This is a genomic window from Streptococcus acidominimus (assembly GCF_001921825.1).
Classification (GTDB): Bacteria; Bacillota; Bacilli; order Lactobacillales; family Streptococcaceae; genus Streptococcus; species Streptococcus acidominimus.
The window spans coordinates 1-12,519 of sequence record NZ_MSJL01000056.1; the positions used below are offsets into that span (position 1 = coordinate 1).

Genomic DNA, 12,519 nt, shown 5'->3' on the forward strand with positions numbered 1-12,519 from the left:
CTGCTTGAAGCCGTTTGTGATAGGCAGTGAGTGACTTGTCTTTAAGGGCTGTTCGAAGTTCTCTGATGTGGTCTTGTGTAAAGTTCATATCATTATTATAATTCAGATTTTGATTTTTGTTAAGTATCAGTTCTATATGAATAAAAAAAAAAAGTAAAAAAAGACTAAAATATGTTGACGTTTTCATTTCTATGTGATAGACTCTAATTATATAAAATGAAAAGAGGTAAATCTATGAACTATAAAGATAAATTTATTAAGCTAGTATTACTATCGCTATTGATTTTTAGTTCAGGGGTAAGTCTCCCTCGCACTAAAGAAAAAAATGGTGCTATCAAATATCCTAGTATTGTTCGTATCAAAGAAAGAGCTACTGATTCTTCAGGACTTGATGTCGGAAAAGCTGATTAATAAGATATTCAGCATTAAGAAACCAGAATATGGCTGATTCAGTTAGAATGATGAAGTGAGGATTTGTACATGTTTAAAAAATATGCCTGCACCATGCAACACGATCAATCTGATTGTGCAGCCGCAGTCGTTTCGACAGTTCTTATAGCTTATAAAAGAAACTATCTATCATGAAAATTCGTGAAATCATCGGGACTGACATGTATGGGACGACTGTTAGTGGGATTGTTTCTGGTCTTGAAAAGCTAAATTTTACTGTTAAAGCTGTTCGTGTTGCACAAGAAGATTTGACAGCAGCATTAACATTTCCTGCGATTCTTCAGATAAAAAATAATCTGGGGCAAAATCATTTTGTTGTATTGCATCATATCAAGAAAAATGCTCAATTTTTTGTAGCCGATCCTGCTCGAGGAATACTTAAGATGTCTCGTGATGAGATGAGAGAGGGCTATCAAGGAATAGCGCTTTTTATGGTTCCTAATTCTGATTTTGAAAAGGGGAATTTAAAAGGAAAAGGGTTTCTAGAACTATTTGGGACGTTAATTTTTAGCCAAAAAGGACTGGTAGCTACGGTTATATAGTCATTAAGTTTTAAGACAGTACGCTAAGCAATCTGTCACAGATGTTTTCATCTTCATCAATTCGGTCACCCGATTCTTGAGGTTAGCCCATGTTCGTTCAATAGGATTCAGTTCTGGGGAATAAGGAGGCAATGGGAGAAAATAGTGGTGATGGGATAAACAAAGGCGATCCAGTCTCCCTTTGGGATGGAAAGTCGCATTATCCATAATAATCAGATGAGGTTCGGTCAAGCTAGGTAATAACTGAGTGCTAAACCATTCCATAAAAAACTCAGTCGTCATACTTCCCTTATAAATCATCGGAGCTATTATAGACTGCCCCACCTGACCAGCGACAACAGAAACTCTCTCAAAACGTCTACCACTGATTTTGTCTAAGATTTTGACGCCACGCTTTGCTCTACCCTGTTGACGATAAAGGTAACGGTCAATGCCAGTTTCATCAATATAAACAATGGGAAGGTTTGGAAAGCAACTTAATACAGCCAAATAGCGACTGCCCTGCTCACTGTCTTGTTCTTGGTAAGTAGTGGTCTTTTTTTAGTAATCCCACATTTTTTCAAAGCTGCCCATACAGAAGGAATCGTACAATCAAAATGTTCTGCGATTTCACGTAAAAAAGCATCAGGATGTGCTTCAATATATGCTTGTAGTTCATCTAATGGGATTTTAAAAGGTTTGCGTACTCGTGGCTGACACGCTAAGAAACCCGTATCGGCCAGCTGTTTTTCCCAGCGATAGAGAGTATTGCGACTTATGCCAAATAAGGTACAAGTTTCTTGTGTAGAATGGCCTGCCTTAACATAGCTCATCACACGACGTCTAAAATCTATTCCGTATACCATAAAGCTATTATATCATGTACTAGTTAAAAACTAAAGGACTATATTTCGTAAAATCCCACTTTCACAACATTTTTATTTTTCTTATTTCTTTATTGTACAAAAAGAATAAAGAAGGAGCAATTATTATGGTAAAAAAATTTATAAATCTTAGAACAATGATAGTTTTACTTGAAATTATCATTATTGTAAGTATTTAAAACTAATTATTATTATTGGAGGTAGATTGTGGAAATTATATATTATATCTGCTCAATTATTATATAGTTGAGCAAGATATACTTGAATATACGATAAATACATTTATCATATATTCGAGTATTAGTAGATAGGTATTGAGCAACAGTTTAAACATTTGGAGGATATTTTTATGAAGAAACAAATTAAATATGACACTAACATGGAAGTGGAAAAGAATCTTAAAGATTTAGGATTGGAAGTATTAGAAAGCTCAGTAGACACAATGCTCGATGAAATGGGGGCCTCTTCGGCACCAGTGTTTTCTTGTTCATCGATTTTCAAAATTTAAAACCTTAAGTATTAAGTACAAATATATTTTTGAAAAACTACTACCAATTAACTGTTAAATAAAGATGGAAAAGTAAAACAAATGTTGCTCAATATTATCTCAAATATAAAAGGATTTTGTTATGTTTATTAGAAGTGCTGATTATTGTCCCGCATTAGCTAAGAGATTACTATTAAATGATGATATTTATGACAATTTTATACTTGACGATAAAATAAAATTTATTTTATTTTTTGCTTCTCAAGATTTTTATAGAAGTCTTGTGAGTGATAAGAAATTTAACGATAAAAATAAAGATACTTTGTTTAAGTATCTATTGAGAATGAGTAGTAGGGCAATGATTTTCTCGTCAATAGGAACAGTTTCGACACCAGAAATTTTAGAAGAAACTATTGAAGTTCGACTAACATTATCATGGTTAGACTATTTTAAGAGTAAAATAGAAAAAAATCAACCAGAGCATTCAGAACTGGAAGTAATGATATCGTCACTTTTAGAAGAAGATGATAATTGCTTTAAACTTAAATACTTTAGTAGGATACGTAATCAAATATTGAATGTGAGTGTTAAAAAAGGAACCACTATTGGAAAAATGGTAGTTCTATTAAAAAAGCTAAAATATTGTAAAATTTGTGAAGTTTATAATTTAGTGTGCCATGAATTTGGAGAAAATAGCAAAAGAATTATAAATTATTTGTTGGAAAATCAAATTTTAGTTAGTGAAATAGATTTTGGAAAGACTATTAATGATAATCTAGAACGACTATCGTATTATAGTGTTTTTTTTCAAAAAGACGACTTTAGTAAAGTTCATAGCGTAATTCAATCATTAAAGGGAATTAATAATAAAGTTGGTCCTGTTGATTACAAATTTTTATTAGAGAAATGTATTGAAGTGAATAATCTGTTACAAGAAATAGTCTCTAGAAAGGAACAGTTTCTAACTGCAACAAAATATAACCACTTAGATGATAAAAATATAACTACAAAAGATTTGTTAAAACTGGATGATAAATTATTGTCTTTATTGAGAAAAATGAATTATTTTGAGAAAGCTAATGAAATATTGTTAAATTTAGAATCTAAATTTGATGAAAAATATGGGCGTTATACTGAAATAAGCTTGTCATCTATTTTCAGTGATTTGGATTTCGTCAAAATAATTTCAGGGAAGATAAAAGAATCAATATTTGATTTTTCAATATACGATGATTTTTGGTATGAAAAGATAACTACTGCCATTTTTAATGGTGGAGATGTTATTCTTAACGAACTAGATTTGAATGAGATAAATTCATTATTAGATAATGTAATTGATAATAGAGGCCTGCCTTCTGTGTCTTTTGATGTTAAATATCAAAAGTTGGCTGATGGTAAATTTTATTTGCCACCAATTGCGTTTTCTTTTCCAGATGGAAGTTATTCTTCGAAATTTTCTAAATTTAATCATGTGATTGAACAGAATGATTATTATGAAATTGATGTTGGAACCAGATATATCCCAGATTTAGTATTTGGATCTATTAAGGGAAGTAAAAGAATAAATCTAGAAAATGATTTTATTGAAGACGAGAAAGACGTTACAATTGGCATTGATAATATAAATATTGGGTTAGATACAAACGGTCTATATCTAAAAAATACACTTAATGGTGAAATTATAACTCCAGTATTAAAAAGTATGGCTTCTTTAGAATTTGAATCAGAAAATTTTCTTGGACGTTTTTTAGTAAATTTTGGAAGGTACTTTATGCTCCCACCGTTAGATTTAAATTTAAATAGAGCGAGGTATCTTCCATATATTCCAAGAATAATATATAAAAATTTAGTATTATCCAAAAGAACATGGAATATCGCGCCTCGAATTGAATTAAAAAATTCTGATGAATTTAAAGAATATTTAAATAGGTTTATCAATCAGTACTCTATTCCTAATATAGTTTGCCTATGTCTAAAAGGAGAAGATACTCCTATTAAGTTAGATTCGAAAAAAGGACTTGGGATGGTGTATACAGAATTTAAAAATTCTGGCATGGTCGTATTGAAAGAAGATTATATTGATTATACATCAAATCTACCAGTTTTTGAAATTATCGAAAGTAAAAGAATCGAGAATTCTACGGTAGAGATTTGTCAAGCAGTAAAGAGTGAGCTTCAAGAAAATTTCTTAGATGAAATAGAGTCTCTTACTTTGGTCTGCAATGATTATATGTATATTAGTCAAACATTGAATGCGATTAATACTTTTTTTATGAAACTTAATAAACAATTTTTTTACACCTATTACTCTGATTTTAATTTACCCTCAATTAGATTGAGATTTAGAAATAATATATTTGTTAGTGAATTAGAGAGCGTGTTGGATAATCTACGGAAACAAGGTATTATATCATTTTATTTTGCCTCATCTTATAGTATCGAGCTAGGAAGATATGGTGGTCAGTACAATTTTCACAAGGTATTAGATTTTTTTTGTCAAGATAGTAGAGCAGCTATTAGCCATTTAGTTAACGCTAAACAAAATGAAGTACATGATACTGAACAATTGATGACGATGTGCTTGGAGACATCCTACTCAGTTTTTATGGATTGGAAAAAGGTGTATGAATTTTTGAATAGGATTCAGTTTGATGATGTTAGAAAATATTCTGTAAACTTTAGAAAAATAAAACGGTCTATTAATAGTTTAGAAATAATACAAAGAATTGAGAATAAAGTAAACAAGAAAATTTTTGATAATTTTAATGACTATTCAAATTTATTACATCGAGATTATATTGTTAGGTCAATTTTACATATGCAATTTAATAGAAGGATGTATAATTTAAGTCAAGAAAATGAATTTCTATATTATTCTTTACAAATTGTCAAAGAAAAAATTTATAGATTGAGGAAGTGAGATGACTAAATACTACTCTGTTATCGTCGATATTTCAACGATTGATAAGTTTAGATTGTGGAAGTTAATAAAAACAGAAATGGACTCTTTGCGAATTGAGGATTATTATATAAAAATTACTGCAAGAGATTGTGTTTACTTTTCCATTAATGGAATTAATGATTTAAAGCTTTGTACAAAAATAGTATTATGTCTTAGAAATCACTTAAATTTAGCTCCATCTATAGAAGAAGATTATAGATTAAAAATTTTTTCTACAGTGGAGGAATACCGTATTTATAGAAAATGGAATATTATTTTAGATAAAATTTTCAGAAGGTATTATTTTTCTAGAACCATAGATTGGAAACAGATTATACTATTTATAGAATTATGTTATATTGATATTATGGATGAAGAATTATTTTTGGCTCATTTTTCTCATTTTTGGGGTTTCTTTATGTCATTAAATGCTCGACAGTCTGAGTATATTTTTACACTTATGAAAGAAAGGGTGAGAGAGTTAGAAGAATCTTGCAGTTTCTTAGATAGAATTGATTTTAATCAGTTAAAAGTAGATATAGAATTTATCATGGAAAATAATCGTGATTTTGACTTTTTCTCTCCGAATGATTTAGAAAAATTGATTGAAAATGATATGTTTGCCTCGAAAATACATGAATTGACATGGAAAAATGAGTTAATGAATCCAAAATTAAGATACAATAGTTTACTAATTTCCAACAAATGGTTTTTAAACATTATTTATGAAAAATTTCCAATGTTGGAGATTAGAATGTTAGATAAATTTACGATAAATTATCATTTTTCTAATAAATATAGAAAATATGATATAAATAAAAGTTTAGAAAATTATCTCAATACTGGAATAGAGAGGTTGATTTAAGTTGGTTTATCAGATTAATAGTACACTATTTATTACTGAAAGTTATAAAAGTATTTTCATTTTTATTGATGAAAAAATATATAAATTGAATAAAGCTCAGGTTAATAGGAGTGAAATTGATGAGATTTTAGACAATGTTAGAAATTGTCGTGAAATAGATACTAAATTGCCTATATTTCAATATTTAGTTAATATTGGGGCATTAGTTGCTCATAATAAAGTTACTAAATTAAGCAAAATATTGATAAATAATAAAACCGGTATAATAACAGATAGTGTTATTCAGCTAGTTTTTAATTCACAGAGGTACAATAGTTTCTTTAAAATTGTTTATGAAGGAGGCTATAATATAAAAATTTCTCCCCTTGATAATAATTTGATCATTTATAAAGGAAGCATAGATTTTTTAGATGACATAGAAAATCTAAGTATGAGCAATGAAATGTTGGAGTACATACTGGAAGTTTTAATTAGCAAACTAAAAGATTTATCTGAATTAGATATTGAGAATAAAATTATAACGATTGACTTACGATATTATACAAATAAATTAACAGTGTGTAGTTTGAATAAATTGGACAAGAGCAACTATCTTTTTTCGAGTTGTCTTGCAAAAAATAATTTTGACTTTGAAAGTTACTATCCGATGATTAGATTGGAACATCAATTTATTAGTGGACATAAGATAGTACTTTTTGGTGAAAACAAAGAAGAATGTATTCACAATTTATTTTTATCATACGGAATAGATAAGGAAGATATAAATTATAAATTAGAACAAACAAACGGATTATCACCGAAAGTATTTGCTAAGGTACTTAATTTTTATTTTCCCAAAATATTTAATAGAGAGCAATTTGTAGAAAGTAGCAAAAATAATGGCCAAATATTCAAAGAATATTATGATAAAGCACAATTATAGAAGAGAATATGTTGGAAACAATGAACTAAACCTTGATAAATTGAAATCTTATTATAGATATAAAAAAGATATCACAAAAGTTGAGAATCAAGGTAGTTACATAATACTCTATCATAAAATATCTCCAGTAAATAAGTATACGTTTTTTGAGCGTTCACAAACTTTGTTTGATATTGAAAGACTTAAGCAAATTATATCTGATTTAGGATACGGATTTATTTGCTATGAAAAATATAATGCTTTTTTCACTAGGTCTAAACAATATTTTGATGTACATGGCTTATCTTTGGTAGGGAAAGAAAACTATGAAAATATTGCATTTTTTGAATATTTGGAGCGAATTCTATCATTCAATCCATTTAATAATAAGTTATTAAAACCATGTTTTAATAATGATTATAATTTAATATTTACTGATAGAATAAGTAAGAAATGGACCGGTACAGAATATAGTAATTCATTTGAAAGAGGAATTGAAATGGTTTCTCTAAAAAATAGAGAGACGTTGATGGTACCAATGGAATATATTTTTTATAATATACAATACGATAAATTACTAGATATAAATAGAGGTACTTCTAATGGAATAGCGTTAGGGAACAGCATTAATGAAGCTACACTACATGCTTTACTTGAGCTATATGAGAGAGATACATTTTTAAGTTATTGGTACGACGACTATATAAAAGTCAGATTGATTAAAGATTTACATTTAAACTCATCTATTGCATCAAAAATATTTTATTACAATCTTCAAAACTATGATACTCATTTTTTAATTTTTGACCGAGAACCAAACATATGTGTAGTTTGGTGTCTTATGATAAGCACAGAAGATACAAATGAGGTATTTTCTGCCAGCGGAGTTTCAGCGTCTATTCATTTAGACGAAGCGATTAGTAAATCATTTGAAGAAGCTACCATAGGATTAACCTTCTTAAGGAATATACCTGACGTTTCTAAAAAAATTAAAGAGGTTGAAAAATATACCTATAAAAAATTATCGACACAGTTAACTATAAATGAATACATACAATACTATTTTGCTTCATATGAGAGAAAAGAAGAATTTAGAAAAATTTTGAAAGAAGCAGACGATTTATTGTATACTGATATCCCTTCTAGCGTGTGCGATTCATATGAAAAATTTTTAACTTTAATGTTTACTATTTATGATGATATATATTTTTATGATATGTCCCCAAGTATTTTTAATGAATTTGGTTTAAAATGTGTCAAAGTATCTGCAGTAGGAGCGAAAGAACTTAATTTTTTCCCAGTCAAAAATTTAACTGGAAAATCAGATTATTTTCCGCTACCATAGTTTGATTGGAGGAGATAATATGCTATTAACAAGGAAAGACTTTATATGCGACCATTTATTTACTGCTACAGGTATTGAATTAGCACAAGAAGAAAGTCGTTCAGAGTATTGTTGGGAGTTTGTCAACTATATTGATTACTTACCAAAGTTTCAAGAAGCTATATTAGATTTATTTACAATAAATAGAGTATCCCATAAGGAGGAGTCACCTTATGGGTTTCATAAGTCTTATCCATCTGCTAGATCATTCTATCTTCAGAAAGCTTATTTTTGTATAGGAAATCATTGTTTTGTTACTATAGATTCATTGACAGGAAAATTTTTAGTTTTTCAAAATACTCAGATTAATTCTCAATCAGGTCAATTGATTATAGTTTCAGATCGGATGCCTAATGGCTTCTATTCTGCGATTAGAAACAGTTTAGTTTTATTAGAAATTGGTCATATACTATATAATGTAGATTATATTTCAATGTGCTTTGAAAATGATATTAAAAATGTGACTATAAATAAAGATTATATACAAATTGATTTTTCAAAATGTAGTGAAGATTTGGATTTAACTGATTGTTCGAGAGAGATATCATTTTTTAAAACAAAGTTAAAGTTACGAACGAGTGGTCCCTATTATAGAAAATTGAGGAATTTAAGTTGTAATTATAAAGATGGAATTTATGATATTAGAACGGAAATCTCTATTCAATATAAAAAATTATTTGGAAAAGAATATACTGATGATAGTATAAAAATATTGACTCTAAAAAATGATGGTGATAAATTTATTTCTCAAAATAATTTATACTTACCGTATCATATATTAAATTCTGAATATAATTACGTCGATTTTAGATATTCAAGCCAGTACACTTTGTTTCTGATAAAATTACATGTAAATGAACCACTAGAAATTAGTAGACTGGTTTTGTTAATAGGTTATATTGCTCAAGAAATATGCGTTGAAAATTCTAACTCGTCAAGGTATAATCGACCAGTTAAACAAGTGTTAAGTGATGAAAAATGGGAGCACTACTTAAAAACATCATTTCCAAATTACCTTCAATTTTATGCAGTTATCAGTGGAAATATTTCGTAGAAAGAAGGATTCATGATGAAAAAATATATTAAACTGGATGCCAAGGGATTTTTATGTTCGGTTATTCTAGCAGGTCTGTCTGGCTTGGGAGTGGTAGCGAGTTCATATTATCGTTCTATCGTCTTTAATCATTTTTTAGAAAATAGTCGTTTAGTTTGGCGTGAAGCAGGGTTATTATTGTTATTAATAGCATTGACTCAAGTGATCAATTTTATATTAACTTTGCAAAATGCAAAGTTAACTGAAGTTTGGATGCTTTATCTAGGGAATAAGATTAGCAAAAATATTTCCGAGATGGGATATAAAAATTTTCACCAAATTGAGTATGGAGAATATATTTCTTGGTACACTTCAGATTTGGAAAGAATGGAGCAAACATATTTTAAACCATTTTTGAGTGTGTCAAAAGACGTTATTTTGAGTATTATCTCTTTAACGGCTTTATTTTTAATTAAAGTTGAGCTTGGTGTTTTATCCATCGTTTTACTTTTGGTATTAGGGGTTGTCGGTAGTCGATTCGGAAAAAAAATTGGTCAGGCTTTTCAAGAGTTCTCCAATCGTAATGGTCATTTTACAAATGTGCTTCAGGAATACTTAGGAGCATACGACATGTTGAAAAACTTTGACCGTTTGAAGCTATTGCAAGAGCAGATCAATTCATCTCAAAAAAAATTGGAGAAGCAGCGTTTGGTTAGTAAGTTTTTCATGGCATGTGCAACTCTGTCTTTTAACGGTACACAGGTGCTGTTTGAAGGGCTAATGTTTGTATTTTCGCTCTATCTTGTTAGTCAAGGTAAACTATCTATTGGTTTATTATTGACCACACCGACTTTATTAGCCATTTTTCTGAATTCAACCAGTATGATTTTAGAACAGATTGTACAAATGAGCGGCATGGCTTCAATAGTTGATAAATTGAATACAGAATTGAGTATAGAACAGTTTGAATACCCAACTATTGATTGTCTTGAATTAAACAATGCTGATTTTTCTTACGGAGATAAGACAATTTTAAACCAGTTTAACAGGACATTTCGTAAAAATAAAAAGTATGGTTTGATAGGAGCAAGTGGTTCCGGAAAATCCACTATTCTCAATATTATCACTGGTCGTCTTGAGTTAACTAAGGGTGAGTTTACAATGAATGGCCAAAAATTTGATTATTCAAAAGATAGTGTTTTTGCAAATCAAATTGCTTATGTTAATCAGTCAGGAAAAGTCTTAAACTTATCTATCAGAGATAACATCACATTGGGCTTATCAATTGATGACGATAAGATTTATGAGACTTTAAAACAAGTTTGCCTATATGATAGAATTATGGATTTGCCAGAAAAATTAGATACTGTTTTGGGATTGGACGGGAACTTACTTTCTGGAGGAGAGCGTCAACGCTTGATTTTGGCTAGAGCTTTGCTTAGAGAAACACCAATTTTAATTTTAGATGAAGCAACTTCGGCAATTGATAAAGAAACAGCTGTGTTAATTGAACAGCGTATTTTGGATATGGCTGATAAAATGGTTATTATGATTTCTCACCATTTAGATGATACTGTTCGACATAAACTGGATGAGATTATTGTACTTTGAGGGAGAATAAATGATGCTAAAGAGAATATTAAATGGTGATTGGGTCGATGCTCAAGGAAAGTTTTTATCTGAATCAGAGAAAGAGAAATTGAGACCAAAATTAAAAAAATATGTGGACACTCGCTATGGAGACAATGGTATAGAAGGCTTCATAAAAAGAGTGACATTATTTTGTATTGATTTTAAGGGAATAAAAGAGATTACAAATTTTAAGAATTGAATTCAACAGGCATAAAATTCCCCACAATTTTCCCCACAATCCTTGGCTCATCCTCTGCTGGGGCGAATTTGTCTGGATAGGCCTTGTTGATGGAGACTAGACGAAAGCCATCTTCCTCCAGATAGACTTTTTTAATGTATACTTCCTCATTCCAAGCTACCGCATAAATCGCTCCATCATAATCAAATCCTCCTTCACGGATAAGGGCTACCTCTCCGCTATGATAGAAGGGCTCCATGGAATCTCCCTTGATCCAGGTGGCGATATCATAGTTGTACTCTTTATCCGAATAGACTGTTTCTGTTTCAAACTCATCGTCAAATCCTTCTCCAAGACCTGCCGATAGGGCAATATTAGTCCGAACTTGAATAGGAAAGAGTGGGATAACCTTATTTTGCTTTTCTAATAGGCTATCCGCATATTCTTCAAGGTCTTGTTGATGGAGAGGGGTGAGCTTGAGATACTTTTCGACAATGCTATGTTCAGATTCAAATTCCTCTACATGAATCCCTAAGAGTTGAGAAAGCTGTTCAAGGTTTTTCTGATTGGGTTTGGTTTTACCTGTTTCCCATGCAGAATAGGCAGCACGAGTCACTCCTAATTGCTTGGCGATGGCAGTTTGGGAGATGGGAGTTTGCTGTCGAAATTTTTTAAGCTGTACTGGTGAAAACATAGTTCCTCCTTCTTAGTTAATTTTGTCAATTTATAACTTGACAAAATTATAACATAGGATATAATAGAATGCAAGAGAAACCATTTCATAGAAAAGAGAATGAGAGTATGCCTATTACGAAATTTATTGAAAGCTACTGTTCAAATGAAATCGTTGAAGATGTAAAGAGATTGATGGCAGAAGAGATGGACTTATTTTCGTCCAGTCTGTTTGAAGGCGGAGTGCTGAAAGAGCTTATGTTTCAAAAAGCAGACTTGATTTCTATTCATCCCAAGTTGAAGCGGGTGAATTTAATTTTGCTACATATCAGCTTGACAGTGAGCGCCAATTGTTTATTAGAGTATGCTGGGAATAAGGTATGGAAAGAAGCAACTTATGATCTGACACTCGACTATTATTTAAGGGGACCTCTAAAAACTTCCTAAATTTCCCCAAAATGAGATAATAGAATAAAAAGTAATGAGGAGATCTGTCATGCATTTATTCACAGACGATGAAAAAATCTTGTCAAAACTATCAGAGAAAGGCAATCCCTTAGAACGTTTGGAT

General features: G+C 30.2%; 13 protein-coding genes and 1 pseudogene. 11 read left to right on the forward strand and 3 right to left on the reverse strand.

Translation table 11 applies throughout. The annotated features are described in order from the left end of the window. Positions 1-234: 234 nt before the first annotated feature. Positions 235-411, forward strand: a complete 177-nt coding sequence (locus BU200_RS11165; RefSeq protein ID WP_158015153.1) for a hypothetical protein — start codon at positions 235-237, stop codon at positions 409-411. Positions 412-480: 69 nt separating this feature from the next. Then, positions 481-989: pseudogene (locus BU200_RS09270) on the forward strand (cysteine peptidase family C39 domain-containing protein); the annotation flags it as partial. Positions 990-995: 6 nt separating this feature from the next. Here BU200_RS09270 and BU200_RS11705 read toward each other — a convergent pair. Beyond that, a complete protein-coding gene (locus BU200_RS11705; RefSeq protein WP_075099880.1) occupies positions 996-1,481 on the reverse strand; it encodes a transposase in 486 nt (161 codons plus the stop codon). Continuing rightward, positions 1,469-1,837, reverse strand: a complete 369-nt coding sequence (locus BU200_RS11710) for an IS630 transposase-related protein (RefSeq protein ID WP_075099881.1) — start codon at positions 1,835-1,837, stop codon at positions 1,469-1,471. Before BU200_RS11710 ends, BU200_RS11705 begins: the two co-directional genes overlap by 13 nt. Positions 1,838-2,204: 367 nt before the next feature. On the opposite strand from BU200_RS11710, the gene BU200_RS11170 reads away from it, so the two are divergent. The 8 genes from BU200_RS11170 (at position 2,205) to BU200_RS09315 (ending at position 11,297) form a co-directional block, all read left to right on the forward strand. Next, entirely contained in the window at positions 2,205-2,363 is a 159-nt protein-coding gene (locus tag BU200_RS11170) for a hypothetical protein (protein ID WP_158015155.1), read from the forward strand. Between the two features lie 121 nt (positions 2,364-2,484). Further along, positions 2,485-5,262 carry a thiopeptide-type bacteriocin biosynthesis protein gene (locus tag BU200_RS09285; RefSeq protein ID WP_075099882.1) on the forward strand — a complete coding sequence of 926 codons (2,778 nt, stop codon included), beginning with the start codon at positions 2,485-2,487 and terminating at the stop codon, positions 5,260-5,262. Between the two features lies 1 nt (position 5,263). Then, the gene (locus BU200_RS09290) at positions 5,264-6,148 is read left to right on the forward strand and encodes a hypothetical protein (RefSeq protein ID WP_075099883.1); all 885 of its coding nucleotides are present in this window, start codon (positions 5,264-5,266) and stop codon (positions 6,146-6,148) included. Position 6,149: 1 nt separating this feature from the next. Next, positions 6,150-7,070, forward strand: a complete 921-nt coding sequence (locus BU200_RS09295) for a hypothetical protein (RefSeq protein ID WP_075099884.1) — start codon at positions 6,150-6,152, stop codon at positions 7,068-7,070. Then, entirely contained in the window at positions 7,027-8,394 is a 1,368-nt protein-coding gene (locus BU200_RS09300) for a YcaO-like family protein (RefSeq protein ID WP_083609400.1), read from the forward strand. Before BU200_RS09295 ends, BU200_RS09300 begins: the two co-directional genes overlap by 44 nt. Positions 8,395-8,413: 19 nt before the next feature. Further along, positions 8,414-9,487, forward strand: coding sequence for a hypothetical protein (locus BU200_RS09305; protein WP_075099886.1), 1,074 nt, complete (start codon positions 8,414-8,416; stop codon positions 9,485-9,487). Between the two features lie 12 nt (positions 9,488-9,499). Next, positions 9,500-11,077: an ATP-binding cassette domain-containing protein gene (locus tag BU200_RS09310; RefSeq protein WP_075099887.1), complete on the forward strand. Its 1,578-nt coding sequence runs from the start codon at positions 9,500-9,502 to the stop codon at positions 11,075-11,077. Between the two features lie 10 nt (positions 11,078-11,087). After that, positions 11,088-11,297: a hypothetical protein gene (locus tag BU200_RS09315; RefSeq protein WP_075099888.1), complete on the forward strand. Its 210-nt coding sequence runs from the start codon at positions 11,088-11,090 to the stop codon at positions 11,295-11,297. Here the strand turns inward: BU200_RS09315 and BU200_RS09320 are convergent. After that, positions 11,287-11,970, reverse strand: coding sequence for an XRE family transcriptional regulator (locus BU200_RS09320; RefSeq protein ID WP_075099889.1), 684 nt, complete (start codon positions 11,968-11,970; stop codon positions 11,287-11,289). The two genes, BU200_RS09315 and BU200_RS09320, sit on opposite strands and share 11 nt — an antisense overlap. Positions 11,971-12,077: 107 nt before the next feature. Between BU200_RS09320 and BU200_RS09325 the strand changes: the two genes are divergently transcribed. After that, positions 12,078-12,395 (forward strand): hypothetical protein, encoded by a 318-nt coding sequence (locus tag BU200_RS09325; RefSeq protein ID WP_075099890.1) that lies wholly within the window; start codon positions 12,078-12,080, stop codon positions 12,393-12,395. The last annotated feature ends 124 nt before the right edge of the window (positions 12,396-12,519 follow it).